Source organism: Angustibacter luteus, from assembly GCF_039541115.1.
Lineage (GTDB): Bacteria > Actinomycetota > Actinomycetes > Actinomycetales > Angustibacteraceae > Angustibacter > Angustibacter luteus.
This window is the reverse complement of the sequence record NZ_BAABFP010000004.1, coordinates 379,949-394,742: the sequence shown is the minus strand read 5'-3', so window position 1 is coordinate 394,742 and position 14,794 is coordinate 379,949. Positions and strand designations below refer to the sequence as shown.

At 73.5% G+C, this 14,794-nt stretch carries 16 protein-coding genes; 7 read left to right on the top strand and 9 right to left on the bottom strand.

Annotation, left to right across the window (positions count from 1 at the left end):
• Positions 1 to 24 precede the first annotated feature (24 nt).
• The 4 genes from ABEB17_RS08310 to ABEB17_RS08295 are packed head-to-tail and all read right to left on the bottom strand — an operon-like array spanning position 25 to position 2,811.
• Positions 25 to 897: a 5-oxoprolinase subunit C family protein gene (locus tag ABEB17_RS08310; RefSeq protein ID WP_345716213.1), complete on the bottom strand. Its 873-nt coding sequence runs from the start codon at positions 895 to 897 to the stop codon at positions 25 to 27.
• The gene (locus ABEB17_RS08305; RefSeq protein WP_378227035.1) at positions 894 to 1,508 is read right to left on the bottom strand and encodes a 5-oxoprolinase subunit B family protein; all 615 of its coding nucleotides are present in this window, start codon (positions 1,506 to 1,508) and stop codon (positions 894 to 896) included. Before ABEB17_RS08305 ends, ABEB17_RS08310 begins: the two co-directional genes overlap by 4 nt.
• 29 nt (positions 1,509 to 1,537) lie before the next feature.
• Positions 1,538 to 2,272: a LamB/YcsF family protein gene (locus ABEB17_RS08300; RefSeq protein WP_345716211.1), complete on the bottom strand. Its 735-nt coding sequence runs from the start codon at positions 2,270 to 2,272 to the stop codon at positions 1,538 to 1,540.
• Between the two features lie 32 nt (positions 2,273 to 2,304).
• The gene (locus ABEB17_RS08295; protein ID WP_345716210.1) at positions 2,305 to 2,811 is read right to left on the bottom strand and encodes a VOC family protein; all 507 of its coding nucleotides are present in this window, start codon (positions 2,809 to 2,811) and stop codon (positions 2,305 to 2,307) included.
• A gap of 86 nt (positions 2,812 to 2,897) precedes the next feature.
• On the opposite strand from ABEB17_RS08295, the gene ABEB17_RS08290 reads away from it, so the two are divergent.
• A complete protein-coding gene (locus ABEB17_RS08290) occupies positions 2,898 to 3,377 on the top strand; it encodes a TspO/MBR family protein (protein WP_345716209.1) in 480 nt (159 codons plus the stop codon).
• A gap of 37 nt (positions 3,378 to 3,414) precedes the next feature.
• Here ABEB17_RS08290 and ABEB17_RS08285 read toward each other — a convergent pair whose 3' ends face one another.
• The 5 genes from ABEB17_RS08285 to ABEB17_RS08265 all read right to left on the bottom strand — a co-directional run bounded on the left by ABEB17_RS08285 (position 3,415) and on the right by ABEB17_RS08265 (position 9,239).
• Complete coding sequence (locus ABEB17_RS08285) at positions 3,415 to 4,500, bottom strand: winged helix DNA-binding domain-containing protein (protein WP_345716208.1); 1,086 nt, start codon at positions 4,498 to 4,500, stop codon at positions 3,415 to 3,417.
• A 10-nt stretch (positions 4,501 to 4,510) separates the two neighbouring features.
• A complete protein-coding gene (locus tag ABEB17_RS08280; protein ID WP_345716207.1) occupies positions 4,511 to 5,614 on the bottom strand; it encodes a calcium:cation antiporter in 1,104 nt (367 codons plus the stop codon).
• A 151-nt stretch (positions 5,615 to 5,765) separates the two neighbouring features.
• Positions 5,766 to 6,632, bottom strand: a complete 867-nt coding sequence (locus tag ABEB17_RS08275; protein WP_345716206.1) for a MaoC family dehydratase — start codon at positions 6,630 to 6,632, stop codon at positions 5,766 to 5,768.
• Between the two features lie 4 nt (positions 6,633 to 6,636).
• On the bottom strand, positions 6,637 to 7,962 hold the full coding sequence (locus ABEB17_RS08270; RefSeq protein ID WP_345716205.1) for a 3-oxoacyl-ACP reductase: 1,326 nt from the start codon (positions 7,960 to 7,962) through the stop codon (positions 6,637 to 6,639).
• Positions 7,959 to 9,239 carry an acetyl-CoA C-acetyltransferase gene (locus tag ABEB17_RS08265; RefSeq protein WP_345716204.1) on the bottom strand — a complete coding sequence of 427 codons (1,281 nt, stop codon included), beginning with the start codon at positions 9,237 to 9,239 and terminating at the stop codon, positions 7,959 to 7,961. Before ABEB17_RS08265 ends, ABEB17_RS08270 begins: the two co-directional genes overlap by 4 nt.
• Positions 9,240 to 9,322: 83 nt before the next feature.
• On the opposite strand from ABEB17_RS08265, the gene ABEB17_RS08260 reads away from it, so the two are divergent.
• The 6 genes from ABEB17_RS08260 (at position 9,323) to ABEB17_RS08235 (ending at position 14,736) form a co-directional block, all read left to right on the top strand.
• The gene (locus tag ABEB17_RS08260) at positions 9,323 to 9,988 is read left to right on the top strand and encodes a TetR/AcrR family transcriptional regulator (protein ID WP_345716203.1); all 666 of its coding nucleotides are present in this window, start codon (positions 9,323 to 9,325) and stop codon (positions 9,986 to 9,988) included.
• Entirely contained in the window at positions 9,985 to 11,925 is a 1,941-nt protein-coding gene (locus ABEB17_RS08255) for an acyl-CoA dehydrogenase family protein (RefSeq protein ID WP_345716202.1), read from the top strand. The genes ABEB17_RS08260 and ABEB17_RS08255 overlap by 4 nt, the downstream gene beginning before the upstream one ends.
• A 226-nt stretch (positions 11,926 to 12,151) precedes the next feature.
• Positions 12,152 to 12,649, top strand: coding sequence for a cysteine dioxygenase (locus ABEB17_RS08250; protein WP_345716201.1), 498 nt, complete (start codon positions 12,152 to 12,154; stop codon positions 12,647 to 12,649).
• Entirely contained in the window at positions 12,646 to 13,065 is a 420-nt protein-coding gene (locus ABEB17_RS08245; RefSeq protein WP_345716200.1) for a rhodanese-like domain-containing protein, read from the top strand. The genes ABEB17_RS08250 and ABEB17_RS08245 overlap by 4 nt, the downstream gene beginning before the upstream one ends.
• Before the next feature lie 52 nt (positions 13,066 to 13,117).
• Positions 13,118 to 13,549, top strand: coding sequence for a PaaI family thioesterase (locus ABEB17_RS08240; RefSeq protein WP_345716199.1), 432 nt, complete (start codon positions 13,118 to 13,120; stop codon positions 13,547 to 13,549).
• Positions 13,546 to 14,736, top strand: coding sequence for a thiolase family protein (locus ABEB17_RS08235; protein WP_345716198.1), 1,191 nt, complete (start codon positions 13,546 to 13,548; stop codon positions 14,734 to 14,736). Before ABEB17_RS08240 ends, ABEB17_RS08235 begins: the two co-directional genes overlap by 4 nt.
• The last annotated feature ends 58 nt before the right edge of the window (positions 14,737 to 14,794 follow it).

The following is a 14,794-nucleotide window of genomic DNA, read 5'->3' as shown; positions in this document are numbered from 1 at the left end:
GCGGCCCCGTCGTGGCGGCCCCCGTCACAGGACTGGCGCCACTACTGGTTGGAGCAGCACGGGGTCACCGGGACGCAGCTGCGCCAGCCAGTCGACGTCCTCGGCGAGCAGCACCGCCAGCACCGGGTACCCGCCGGTCACCGGGTGGTCGGCGAGCAGGATCGTGGGCCGCCCGCTCGGCGGCACCTGGATCGCGCCGCGCACCATGCCTTCCGGCGGGAGCTCGCCGTCGTGGCTACGGATGATCGCCGGACCATCCAGCACGACGGCCGTGCGGTTGGCGTCGCCGGACACGCGCCAGGGACCGCCCGCGAGATCATCGAGCGCGGCGTCGCTGAACCACTCCCGCCGAGGACCGGCGACGGCACGTAGCCGCCGGTGCTCGGCGGGGTCGGTCAGCCAGGTCAGGACGTCGACGCCCGGCCACGGGCCGACGTCCGCTCCCACCGGCAGCACGTCGCCGGGCCGCAGTGGTCCAGGTCCGACCCCGGCGAGCAGGTCGCTGGACCGGCTGCCCAGCACCGGGTCCGTGGTGATGCCGCCGCGGACACCCAGGTAGCTGCGCAACCCGCGCGACGGCGCGGCCAGGGTCAGCTCGTCGCCGGCCTCGACCCGGAACGGCGTCCCCGACCCGATCGCGCGGCGACCCAGGTGCACCTGCGCGGGCGCGCCGACCACCGCGACGTCGGCAGAACCGTTGGCGCGCAAGTGAAGCCCGCCGAGAGTGACCTCCACCGCCGCGGCACCCTCGGCGTTGCCGAGCAGCCGGTTCACCTGCCCCAGCGAGGTCCGGTCGGCCGCCCCGGAGGGCCCGACGCCCAGGTGCGCGAGCCCGGCGCGCCCGGCGTCCTGCACCGTGGCGAGCGGTCCGGTGGCGAGCACCTCGAACGTCGTCATCCGCTCTCCCGGAACCGGACCGGCGTCCCGGGGGCGAGCAGCGCGGGCGGGGCGCGGTCGAGGTCCCACAGGGCGGCGCTGGTCGTCCCGATCAGCTGCCAGCCCCCCGGCGACTCGCGGGGGTACACCCCGCTGTATCGACCGGCCAGGGCGACCGAGCCGGCCGGGACGGCGCGGCGCGGGTGCTCGCGGCGGGGCACGATCGGCCAGTCGTCGCCGCCGACGAGGTAGCCGAACCCGGGCGCGAAACCCATGAACCCCACGGTCCACGGCTCCGCGGTGTGCCGCGCCACGAGCTCGCCCGGGGTCAGCCCGGCCGACTGGGCCGCCGACGCGAGGTCGGGACCGTCGTACCGGACGTCGATGACGACCGGCGTCGCGGGGGCCGGATCCGCCGGCCGCTCACCAACCTGAGCGGCGGCGGCGCGGACGGCGCGCGCGACGGCCGCGAGGTCGGTGCCCCGCGCGACCGTGAGGAGCAGGCTGTTCGCGCCCGGGACCAGGTCGAGGGTGCCGGGGGGTGGGGCAGCGGCCAGGGTGGCGGTCAGCGAGCGCAGCCCGACCGCGTCGGCCAGGTCGGCGACGAGGGCCCGGTCGCCGACCGGTCGGATCACCAGCCGCTCGTCCACCGCCCGCGCGCTCACCGCCCGGAGCCGGTGTCGCAGAAGGGCTGCAGCGTGTGCCCGGCGCCCGTCAGCGCGGCCCGGACAGCCAGCACCAACGCCGCGGCGCCGTCGGTGTCACCGTGCAGGCACAGGGAGTCCACGGATCCGACGAGGGACAGCGCCTGCGCCGTCACCTCCGCCGGATCGGTGAGGAGTGCGTCGGGGCGGCTGCGGTCCACGAGCCTGCCGTCGTCGCCGTACCGGCGATCGGCGAAACCCTCGGTGACGCAACGGAGTCCGGCCGACGCGGCCGCCTGGAGCAGCAGCGACCCCGGCCAGCCGAGGACGGCGAGGTCGGGGTCGACCGCGCGGACGGCATCCACCACGGCGGCCGCCTGCCGCTCGTGGGTGGTCGTGGCGTGGTACAGCGCGCCGTGCGGCTTGACGTAGTCGACCCGGCCCCCACCCGCCCGCGAAAGCCCTTGCAACGCACCGATCTGGTAGATCACGTCGGCCCGCAGGTCGTCGTACCCGATGTCGATGAACCGCCGCCCGAAGCCCGGCAGGTCGCGGTAGCCGACCTGGGCGCCGATGCTCACGCCGCGCTCGACCGCCCCCGCGCACACCCGGGCGAGCGTCGTCGGGTCACCAGCATGGAACCCGCAGGCGACGTTGGCGCTGGTGACGACGTCGAGCAGCGCCTCGTCGTCACCCAGCGCCCAGCGTCCGAACCCCTCGCCGAGGTCGCAGTTGAGGTCGATGGCCGCCACGGCGACAGTGTCGCAGGCTGCCGGTCAGATCCTCAGACGCGAGCGGGGAACGAGACGCCGACCCCACCGCGGGTGGTGGCGCCGTACCGCTCCTTGGCCGCGGCGAGGTCGAGCGGTGCCGTCGTCATCTCCAGGTCGTCAGTGATGAGCTCGGCGGGCACCAGCCAGGACACCTCGAACTCGATGTCGTCCGGGTCCTTGGCGTAGAGCGCCTTGGTCGTGCCGTGGTCCGAGGCGCCGGCCAGCGACCCCAGCTCGGTGAGCTTGCGGCCGATCCGCTCGAGCTCGTCGAGGGTGTCGACCTCCCAGGCCAGGTGGTACAGCCCGACCGTGCTGCGGCCGGCTCCGGACGGTCCCGCCTGCGAGCCGATCTCGAAGAGGCCGAGGTCGTGGTCGTTCTGGCTGCCGTCGGCCTGCAGGAACGCGGCACCCGGCAGCTGGTGGACGGGGCGGAAGCCGAGGGCCTCGCCGTAGAAGGTGACGCTGCGCTCGACGTCGCGCACGAAGAGGACGGCGTGGTTGAGGCGGGTGACCGGCATGCTGGGCTCCTTTGTTGAGACTTCAACTATATCCTATCGCGTCAACCCTGGTGGTGAGCCCGAACATTCCGTGCTGTGCTCCCAGCATGTTCCTCAGGACGCTTGCCGGTACAGGCTCCGCCGTCGTCGCGACCGCCCTCGTCGGCGGCAAGGCCAGCCAGGACGTGCGCACCGGCTGGTACCGCCGGCTGTCCAAGCCCGCGATCCAGCCACCGCCCGTGGTCTTCCCGATCGTCTGGACCGCCCTGTACGCCGACGTCGCCCTGTCGTCCGCGAGCACCATCGAGGCCTGGCGCAGCGAGGGGAAGCCCGAGCAGGCCCGGCGCTTCGAGGGCGCCCTCGCCGCGAACCTCGCCCTCAACGCGTCCTGGACCTGGGTGTTCTTCCGCGGCCACCGGCTCGGCCCGGCCATCGCCGTCGCCGGCGCGCTGGCCGCCAGCAGTGCCGACCTCGCCCGACGGGCCGCGCCGGTCGACCGGCGGGCCGCCGCGGGACTGGGTGCCTACGCCGCCTGGTGCACGTTCGCGACCGTGCTGTCCGCCGCCGTCTGGCGCCGCAACCGCTAGCGATTCGGGACCCGAGGGCGGTGCGGGCCCGCTGCGGCTAGGGCTCCGTCCAGTGCACGTCGACGGGCTGGCCGGTGAACTGCGCATACTCCGCGAACGCCGTCTCGACGGCCTTCCGCTGTCGGGTACCGAGCCGGACGGCGGTCGTCAGCTCGGCGTCCAGGCCCCCCTTGCGCACGACCCGGCGCCAGAGTCCGACCACCTGGGAGTCCAGCACCAGGAGGTGCACGACCGTGTTCGCGCTGGGCGGCACCAGCTTGTGGCCGGCCACGTTCGTCACCGCCCGCCCCTCGGTGAACGCGACACCGAACTCGTCGTACGCCTGCAGCAGTCGCACGCTCGGCGACGCCTCGCGCTCGTCCGTCGTCGGTCCGACGAACCAGTAGGTGAGCCCGTCGACGTCGATGCTCGCCACCTCGTCACCGAGCCGAGCGATCCCGTCGCGCACCTGGGTCAGCGTGAGGCTGGCCCACCAGGACAGGTCCTTGACCGTCGCCGGCCCGTGCCCGCTCAGGTACCGACGGGTCAGCTCGCGCAGCGGGTCGTCCGGCTCCCAGCGGACCGAGGCCGGGGCACGCTCAGACAGCGCCGCATACGTGTGCTGCTTGCCGCGCATGGCGCCGCTGGCGATGAGACCCTCCAGCTCGGCGTGCATGACCAGGTACGCCAGCCGGACGCCGGACGCCTGGATCCCGCTGCGCGCCAACGCCTGGGACAGCTCCGCACGGGTCAGGAACGCGCCCCCGTCCAGAGCCTGGAGCATGACCTCACCGGCGCGTCCCGCCACGGCGTCGTCGATCCCGACCTGCCGGTAGTAGTACCGGCTCACGCCGTGCACGCGCGGTGCCGTCAGCCGTTGCACCCAGCCGATGTCCTCGGGCAGCAGGAAGTGCCAGGTCGGGCGCAGCGCGTGCGAGCGCAGCAGGACGCCGGCGTCGTAGGCCCGCATGACGGCGTCCTGGTCATACCCGGCCGTGCGTTGGGCCACCGACCACAGCGCGGGCGCGAACTCCTGTGCCTGCACCGCACCGAGATCCCGGACGACGGCCGCCACGTCGGGGGCGGGCGGCCCGGTCAGGTGCTGGGCACGGAGCCGGCGGTGGGCGATCTGCAGGGCGTCCACCGGGGACTCCTCAGGGCGTGACCGCGAGGAAGATGAAGGCGCCGAACACGACGAGGTGGATCGCCCCCTGCAGGACGTTCGCCCGCCCCATCACCGTGGTCAGCGTGCTGATCACCAGCGTCAGCGCGAGCAGCACGATGTCCTTCGGGCCGAGGCCGAGCTCCAGCGGACCGGACAGCCAGATCGAGGCCAGCGCGATCACCGGGATGGTCAGCCCGATGCTGGCCAGCGCCGAGCCGAGCGCCAGGTTCAGGCTGGTCTGGATCCGGTTGTGCAGCGCGGCCCGCACCGCGGCGACCGTCTCGGGGGCCAGCACCAGCAGGGCGATGACGACGCCGACGGCGGTCTCGGGCGCGCCGATCGACCGCACGCCGTCCTCGATCGCCGGCGAGACCGTCTTGGCCAGGCCGACCACCGCGACCAGCGCCGCGAGCAGCAGGACGAGGCTCAGCCACGTGGTCCGGTTGCTGGGCAGCAGCAGGTGGTCGTCGTCCGGGTCGTCGGGCGTGCCCGCGTCGTCGATCGGCAGGAAGTACTCGCGGTGCCGGACCGTCTGGACCAGCACGAACGTGCCGTACAGCACCAGCGACGCGAGCCCCGCGAACACCAGCTGCGCCCCCGAGAACGTCGGGCCGGACGACGACGTCGTGAACGTCGGGAGCACCAGGCTGAGTGTCGCGACGGCGCCGAGAGTGGCCACCGCACCGGCCACGCCCTCGGGCCGGAACGACACCACCTGGTGCTTCAGCGCACCCACCAGCAGGCAGATCCCGACGACCCCGTTGCCCGCGATCATGAACGCGGAGAACACGGTGTCGCGGGCCAGTGCCGCCGTCTTGTCCGGGCTGGACACCATGAGCGTGACGATCAGGCCGACCTCGATGACGGTGACGCCGATCGCCAGGATCAGCGTGCCGTACGGCTCGCCGACCCGGTGCGCGACGACCTCGGCATGGTGCACGGCCACGGTGATCGCGGCCACCAGCGCGGCGAACTCGAAGACCAGCAGCACGCCCTCGAGGTGGCGCCCCCAGGTCACCGCCAGGATCACGAGCACGACCGGCGGCAGCCAGATGCTCCAGCGGGGCAGCGTCATCTCATCGGTGGCGCTCATCGCCCAACCCTAAGCCAGTCCCGGCAGGGAGCTGCGCAGCCTGCGCCTCCGACAGAGATCTCCAACGTTGTGTCACGGCTGTGACGCGATGACAGGTCTGAGGCGCCCGGCGGCGACAAGGCTGTAGATCTCTGTCTCGTACTTCGACCCGTCACCCGGGACGGACGGTGCACCGCAGGTGCTCGGTCGGCTCGGCGCCGTGGCGGTGGCGCGAGCTCAGCTGCAGGTCCCACCCGCCGTCGGCTGCCGTCGTGCGCAGCTCGACCGTCGAGGGCAGCAGCACCGGACGGCGAAACTCGACCTCCACCACCCCAGTTGCCGGACCCCACCCGGCCAGGGAGGACACGCATCGCGCGACGCTCCACATGCCGTGCGTGATGGTCCGGGGAAAGCCGAACGCCTTGGCCGCCAGCGGGTTCAGGTGGATCGGGTTGTGATCGCCACTGACCGCGGCGTACCGGCGTCCCAGGTCGGCGGGCAGCCGCCAGCGGGCGTCCGGGGGGCCGGTCATCGCGGACGTCGACCGCGCCCTGTGCTGGGCGGGCTGGGAGGGCGGGGACGTCGCCTGCTTGGCCAGGTAGGTACTGCGGCCCCGCCAGACGAGCTCGCCGTCGACCCGTGCCTCACTGAGCAGGTCGACCTGCCGCCCGCGCGAGTGGGGGCGCAGGTCGGCGGCCCGGACGGCCAGCTGCAGCGCTTCGTCGACGCCGACCGGACGACGCAGCTCGAGCCGGTTCTCGACGTGCACCAGTCCGGGCAGGGCGAGGGGGAAGTCCGGCCGTCCCATCAGCGCGGTCTGCAGCGGAAACGTCAGCACGTGCAGGTAGGTCGTGGGCAGCCGGCCGTCCACCGTGAAGCCGCAGACCCGTGAGTAGGCGGCGAGCGAGGCGCCCGAGGCGCGCACGTCAGATCGCGCCAGCTCGACGTCGGGCAGCGCGTCGCCCCGGGCCCTGCGCAGCGCACCGCGTGCGGTCAGGGCGAGCAGGCTCGGGTCGTCGTCCACGGTGATGGTCTGCATCGGCTCAGGCGCCCAGCTGGCTCTGCCCGCACACCCGCAGCACCTGACCGGTGACCCCGGCGCTGCCCGGCTGGGCGAACCACGCGACGGTCTCGGCGACGTCGACCGGCAGGCCGCCCTGGCTGAGGCTGTTGATCCGCCGTCCGACCTCGCGGGTGGCCAGCGGGATCCGCGCGGTCAGCACGGTCTCGATGAAGCCGGGAGCGACGGCGTTGTACGTGATCCCCCGCTCCGCGACCTGACGGGCCCGGGCCTGCACCATCCCGACCACGCCGGCCTTGCTGGCGGCGTAGTTGGCCTGGCCGCGGTTCCCGGCCAGCCCGCTGGTGGACGACAGGCAGACGACGCGACCGCCGTCAGCGAGGCCGCCCTCGGCCAGCAGCACGTCGTCGATCCGCAGCTGGGACTCCAGGTTCACCGCGAGCACGCTGTTCCAGCGCTCGACGTCGGTGTTGACCAGCAGCTTGTCCCGCGTGATGCCGGCGTTGTGGATCATGACGTCCAGCCCCCCGTGGCGGCCGTGGGCGTGGTCGGCGATCCGGCGTCCGGCGTCCGGCGCGGTCACGTCGACCTGCAGCGCGGTACCGCCGACCCGGTTGGCCACGGCGGCCAGCGCCTCGCCGGCCGCCGGGACGTCGACCGCGACCACGGTGGCACCGTCGCGGGCCAGCACGTCGGCGATGGCCGCGCCGATACCGCGGGCGGCGCCCGTGACCACGGCGACCTTGCCCTGCAACGGTTTCTGCCAGTCCGTGCTGGGCAGCACGGCCGGCCCGACCCGGACCACCTGGCCGTCGACGTACGCCGATCGGGACGAGAGCAGGAACCGCAGGGCGGACTCGGCGCGAGCCTCGGCGCCGGGTTCGACGAGCACGAGGTTGGCGGTGGCGCCGGCGCGGAGCTCCTTGCCGATGGAGCGGACGACACCTTCGAGCGCACGCTGGGCGGCGGCCCGGGCCGGGTCGTCGATCGACTCGGGCGGCCGACCGAGCACGACCACGCGCCCGCTGGGGCGCAGCCGCTTCAGGGCCGGCCCAATCCTCGCCGGGAACACGTCGAGGGACGCCGGATCCGATGCCCCACAGGCGTCGTACACGATCGCGCCGAGCCGGGCGTCCCCGTCCGAGGCGTCCTCGATGCCTTCGGCCCGGATCAGGTCGGTGACGACGTCCAGCGGCTGGTCGTTGCCCCACAGGCCGATCGGGCCGTCCAACAGCGGCTGCTCGGGCTCGAACCGGCGCAGCTCGACGGGCTGCGGCAGGCCGAGCCGGCGGCTCAGCGTCTTGCCGAAGCCGCTGCTGACGAAGCCGGTGTACCGGTCGGTGGTCACGCTGCCTCCAGGATCGCGACGACGCCCTGGCCGCCGGCGGCGCAGATCGAGATCAGCCCGCGGCCAGAACCCTTCTCGTGCAGCTGCTTGGCGAGCCCGGCGACGATCCGGGCGCCGGTGGCGGCGAACGGGTGCCCGGCCGCCAGCGACGAGCCGTTGACGTTGAGCCGGTCCCGGTCGATCGGGCCGAGCGCGCCGTACAGTCCCAGCCGTTCGCGGCAGAACGTGTCGCTCTCCCACGCCGCGAGCGTGGCGAGCACCGTGGACGCGAACGCCTCGTGGATCTCGTAGTAGTCGAAGTCCTGCAGCGTCAGGCCTTGGCGCTGCAGCAGCCGCGCGACCGCGTACGCCGGGGCCATCAGCAGTCCCTCGCCGCCGTGCACGTAGTCCACGGCGGCGGTCTGTGCATCCACCACGTGCGCCAGCACGGGGAGGCGGTGCTCCGCCGCCCACTCGTCGCTGGCCAGCAGCACCGCGCTCGCGCCGTCCGACAGCGGGGTCGAGTTGCCGGCGGTCATCGTCGCGTCCGGGCCGTCGCCGAACACGGGCTTCAGCTTCGCCAGCTTCTCGACGCTGGAGTCCGGGCGCAGGTTCTGGTCCCGGGTCTGGCCGAGGTAGGCGGTGACCAGGTCGTCCTGGAAGCCGCGGTCGTACGCGGCGGCCAGGTTGCGGTGACTCGCGGCGGCGAGCGCGTCCTGCGCCTCCCGGCTAACGCCCCACTCAGCGGCCGTGATGGCCATGTGGTCGCCCATGGACAGGCCGGTGCGCGGCTCGGTGTTGCGGGGGATCTCCGGCAGGACGTGCCCGGGCCGCAGGTGCGACACGGCCTTCGCCCGCTGGCCGAGGGTGCGCGCGCGGTTCAGCTCGAGCAGGGTCTGGCGCAGGCCCTCGTTGACGGCGATGGGGGCGTCGCTGGCGCTGTCCACGCCGCCCGCGATGCCGGACTCGACCTGGCCGAGCGCGATCTTGTTGGCGACCAGGATCGTCGCCTCCAGCCCGGTGCCGCACGCCTGCTGGACGTCGTAGGCGGGCGTCCAGGGCGAGAGCCGGGAACCGAGCACGGACTCGCGGGTCAGGTTGTAGTCGCGGCTCAGCTTCAGCACCGCCCCCGCGGCGACCTCACCGACCTGCTCGTCCGCCAGGCCGAAGCGAGCCACGAGGCCGTCGAGGGCCGCGGTCAGCATGTCCTGGTTGCCGACCTGCGCGTAGGGCCCGCCGCTGCGGGCGAACGGGATGCGGTTGCCGCCCACGACGGCGGCTCGGCGGGCAGTTGCCATGGGGACGGCTCCTCGTTCGCGGGTGGGCTGATCACTCGATACCGACAGTAGCAGGAACTTACCGTACCTGATACTTTCCCTTCATGAGCTCTTCCCGCAGCAGCCGACCCGACGGTCGCGACACCCGCTGGGCCGAGCACCGCCTCGCCCGCCGGGCTGAGCTCGTCGAGGCCACCCTGCGGGCGGTGCGCCGGCACGGCGCCGGCGTCGGGATGGACGAGATCGCCGCCGAGGCCGGCACCAGCAAGACCGTGCTGTACCGGCACTTCGGCGACAAGGCCGGGCTGTACCTGGCCGTCGTGGAGTCCGTCGACCGCCTCGTCGCCGGCGACCTGCAGCGGGCCCTCGGGGCCGCCGACACCAGTCCCGAGCTCGCCCGGTCGGACGAGGTGGTCCGCTCGGCCGTCGACTCCTACCTCGCCCTGGTCGAGCGCGACCCCGAGGTGTACCGGTTCGTCGTCGCCCACCCGCTCCTCGACCGGCCGGTCGGCGACGACCCGGTGAGCGGGCTGACGAGTCGGATCGGCAACGACCTCGCCGCGCTGATCGCCGCCGGCCTCACCGGCAGCGGGCGCGACCCGGCCGCCGCCGGAGCCCTGGCGCACGGCGTCGTCGGACTCGTGCGCGCCGCCGCCGACCACTGGCTCGCCTCGCCAGAGCCCCTGTCCCGCAACGAGCTGACCCGTCAGCTCAGCACCCTGATCGGCGGCGGGCTGACCGCCGTCCTCGACCTCCCGGAGGACGCATGACCAGCACCGACCTCGTCACCGCCCTGCGCGCGAGCCTCGGTGGCCGGTGGGCCCACGTGCGCGAGCACACCCGCAAGGAGTTCGACGCCGAGCTCCTGCTGCCGGACCCGTCGCTGAGCATCGAGGCGCAGCGCGACCGGGTCAACGAGCAGATGCGGATGCTGGCCGGCAGCCAGTACGCCCGCGCCGGGTTCCCCGCTGTCGCAGGTGGGAGCGACGACATCGGCGCCTCGGTGACCGCGTTCGAGATGCTCGGCCACACGGACCTGTCACTGCTGGTCAAGGCCGGCGTCCACTGGGGGCTGTTCGGCGGCGCCGTGACCAACCTCGGCACCACGCGACACCACGAGACCGTTCTGCCACAGATCATCTCGCTCGAGCTGCCCGGCTGTTTCGCGATGACCGAGACCGGTCACGGCAGCGACGTGCAGTCCCTGGGCACCACCGCGACGTACGACCCGACGTCCGACGAGATCGTCGTGCACACGCCGACCGCGAGCGCGCGCAAGGACTACATCGGCGGTGCAGCCCGGGACGCCCGGATGGCAGTCGTGTTCGCCCAGCTCGTCACCGGGACGCCGGACGAGCCGCTGCGGCACGGCGTGCACGGTGTGCTGGTGCCGTTGCGCGACGACACCGGCGCCGCCCTGCCCGGCATCACCATCGAGGACTGCGGGCCCAAGATGGGCTTGAACGGCGTCGACAACGGCCGGCTCACCTTCGACCAGGTGCGGGTGCCGCGCACCAACCTGCTCAACCGGTACGGCGACATCGGCCCCGACGGCTCCTACACGAGCCCGATCGAGAACCCGACCCGACGGTTCTTCACGATGCTCGGCACGTTGGTGCGCGGTCGGATCAGTGTCGCCGGCGGTGCGGGCGCGGCGACGCGCACGGCGCTGTCCATCGCGATCCGGTACGCCGACGTCCGCACCCAGTTCGCCGCGCCGGGATCGGACGACGAGGTCTGCCTGCTCGACTACCGCACCCACCAGCGTCGCCTGCTGCCCGCGCTGGCGACGTCCTACGCCCTCGCCTACGCGCAGAACGACCTCGTGTCGCTGATGCACGACGTGCAGTCCGCGCTGCTGTCCGACACCCCGCCGGACGAGCACCGTCAGCGCGAGCTCGAGGCGCTGGCCGCGGGGGTGAAGGTGATGAGCACCTGGCACGCGACCCGCACGATCCAGGAGTGCCGCGAGGCCTGCGGCGGGGCGGGCTACCTGGCGGAGAACCGGCTGCCCTCGCTCAAGGCGGACACGGACGTGTTCACCACGTTCGAGGGCGACAACGTAGTGCTGCTTCAGCTCGTCGCGAAGGGTCTGCTGACCAGCTACCGCGACGCCTTCGGCGACCTGGACGCGTTGGGCACGTTGCGGTTCGTGGCCCGGCAGGTCGCCTCGACCGTCGCGGAGCGGACGTCGGCCCGCACCTGGGGCATGCGCCTGGCCGACGCCCGGCCGCGCCGTCCGGAGGAGGGCAACCTGCTCGACCGGGCGGTGCTGCTGCGGCTGCTGGCCGATCGCGAGCAGCACGTGCTGGGCGGCCTCGCCCGCCGGATGCGCGCCGCCGCCAAGCCGGGTGCCGACCTGTTCGCCGTGTTCAACGACGCCCAGGATCACGTGCTGCTGGCCGCCCGCGCGCACGTCGAGCGGGTGGTGGCGGAGTCGTTCGCCCGCGGCGTCGACGAGTGCCCCGACCCCGCCGCCCGCGCGCTGCTCGACCGGCTGTGCACGGTGCACCTGCTGCACGGGCTCGAGCAGGAGCGCGCCTGGTACGTCGAGCACGGCCGGCTGACCGCGGCGCGCAGCCGCACGGTGACCGGCCTGGTCAACACCGCCTGCGCTCAGCTCCGTCCGGACGCCCTCGACCTCGTCGACGGCTTCGGCATCCCGGACGCCTGGCTCGCCGCCCCGCTCCTCCACCCCCTCCCGTAGACGGCTGTCCGGATGGTGGACAGCGGGTGCCCAAGTGTTGACACAGGCCTGGACCGCCGTCACTCTCGGTCTCATGGCTGAGGTACAGCAGCAGCGAGGTCTGGTCGTGCGTCGGCACGTCGACCTCATGCGGCTGTGCAGTGCTGCGTGTCGTCTCGCTCTCGCCTGACGACCCCCAGCCCCCGCCGCCCGCACGATGCGAGGCGGCCGCCTCGAAAGCCTCACCATGACTCTCATCGCCACCCCTCGTCCCGCTCAGTCCGAGTGGACGACGCACGACCTCGCCCTGGTCGTCCGCCGCGTCGCCAGCCAGCCCCACCTCTGGCGACCGAAGATCAAGTTCACCGCCGAGCGCTACTGGGCCCGCCTGCCCGGTCCGGAGGGCGTCGACGTGTGGCTGCTCACCTGGCTGCCGTCGCAGGCCACCGACCTGCACGACCACGGCGACTCCTCCGCGGCCTTCGCAGTCGTCGAGGGCGCCCTCACCGAGGTGCGCGCGGACGACGTCCTCGGCGTCTGGTCGACCACCCTGCACGCTCCCGCGGTCCGGGTCGTCGAGCCGGGCATCGTGCACGACGTGCGCAACGACCTGGTCAAGCCGGCCGTCAGCATCCACGCCTACGGCCCGCGCCTGGAGCGCATGCGCTTCTACGACATCGACGAGCAGGGCTCGTTGGTCGAGTCCCGCACGGTCTGGTCGAGCGAGCCCGAGCTCCAGGCATGAGCACCGCGGTCGCCACCCGGCCACCGGGGCCGCCCACCGCCCTCACGATCGACCAGGTGCTGGCCCGCGCCCGCACCCAGATCCGGCGGGTCACGCCGGCGCAGGCCGCCGCCGAGCACGTGGACGGCGCCCTGCTGGTCGACATCCGGCCGGCCGCCCAGCGGCTGATCGAGGGTGAGGTGCCCGGCGCCCTCGTCATCGAGCGGAACGTGCTCGAGTGGCGCCTGGACCCCACCAGCGACGCGCGCCTGCCGCAGGCGGTCGGGTACGACGTCCGCATCCTCGTGCTGTGCTCGGAGGGGTACACGTCCAGCCTGGCTGCGGCAGCGCTGGTCGAGCTCGGGCTGCACCGGGCCACGGACGTCGAGGGCGGCTTCCTGGCCTGGCGCGCCGCGGGCCTGCCCACGACCGGCTGACCCCCGGGTGGCATGCTCGGGGCGGCCAGAGATCGTCACCCCGGGAGGTCCCATGTCGTCCATCGCCGACTCGGTCGCTGACCAGTTCCCCGACGGCGCCTTCGGCATTGTCGGCGACACGATCGGGTTCACGGTCGACGAGCTGACCGGTGACAGCATGCGGGCACGCTGGAACGTGGTGCCCGCCGTGCACCAGCCGCACGGCATCCTGCACGGCGGCATCCACGCCTGGATCCACGAGACCGTGGCCAGCGTCGCGGCGACCGTGTGGTTCGGCGACCAGGGCTACGTCGTCGGCGTCTCCAACCAGACCGACTTCTTCCGCGCCGTCAGCGACGGGGAGATGACGACGACCGGCACCCCGCTGCACCGCGGGCGCTCCCAGCAGGTGTGGGTCGTGGAGACCCGGGACGCCGGTGACCGGCTGATCGCGCGCGGGCAGGTCCGGCTGCAGAACATGGCCGCTCGCGGGTCGAACGCGTGACCCAGACCCTCAACGACGTCTACGTCCTCGACGCCGTACGCACCCCGTTCGGCCGCTACGGCGGCGCGCTGGCCGACGTCCGTCCGGACGACCTGGCGGCACACGTGCTGCGCTCGCTCGGTGAGCGCAGCCCGGGCCTGGACCCCGCCGACGTGGACGACGTCCTGCTGGGTCTGGCGAACGGCGCCGGGGAGGACAACCGCGACGTCGCGCGCATGGCCGTGCTGCTGGCGGGCTGGCCGACCTCCGTACCCGGCGCGACCGTGAACCGGCTGTGCGGCAGCGGACTCGAGGCGGCCATCCAGGGCCGCCGGGCCGTGGCCGTCGGTGACGCGGACGTCGTCGTCGCCGGCGGTGTCGAGTCGATGAGCCGCGCGCCCTGGGTGCTGACCAAGCCGGCCACTCCGTACCCGCGCGGCCACGAGACGCTGCACTCGACGACGCTGGGCTGGCGGATGGTCAACCCCGAGATGCCGTCGGCCTGGACCGTCTCCCTGGGTGAGTCCACCGAGCACCTCGCCGAGCTCAAGGGGATCGGGCGCGAGGCGCAGGACGAGTTCGCCGCCCGCAGCCACCGGCTCGCCGACGAGGCCTGGGCCAGCGGCGCGTACGACGCCGAGGTCGTCCCCGTGCCCGGCACCGACCTGGAGCGGGACGAGTCGATCCGCGCCGGCTCGACCCCGCAGAAGCTGGCCGGTCTCAAGCCGGTCTTCCGCACCGACGGCACCGTCACGGCCGGCAACTCCTCACCGCTGAACGACGGAGCCAGCGCGGTGCTCCTCGGCTCCGCCGCTGGGGCCGAGCGGGTCGGGCGCGACCCGATCGCGCGGGTCGTCTCGTCCGGCGTCAGCGGCGTCGACCCGGACGTGTTCGGCATCGGTCCGGTGCAGGCGGCGAACACGGCGCTGGAGCGCGCCGGCATCGGGTGGGCGGACCTCGCCCAGGTCGAGCTCAACGAGGCGTTCGCCGCCCAGTCGCTGGCCTGCCTGGCCGCGTGGGACGGCCTCGACCCCGAGGTCGTGAACCCGCACGGGGGCGCGATCGCGATCGGCCACCCGCTCGGCGCGTCCGGCGGCCGGGTCCTCGGCCACCTGGCGCACAGCCTGCGCGCCCGCGGCGGCGGCTGGGGCCTGGCCGCGCTGTGCATCGGGGTCGGCCAGGGCATCGCAGTCGTCCTGCACGCCTGAGGTATTTCGGCAGAATTGCCCCGAGCCTTTGTCGGCACCGAGCGCTAGGTTCGCTCTC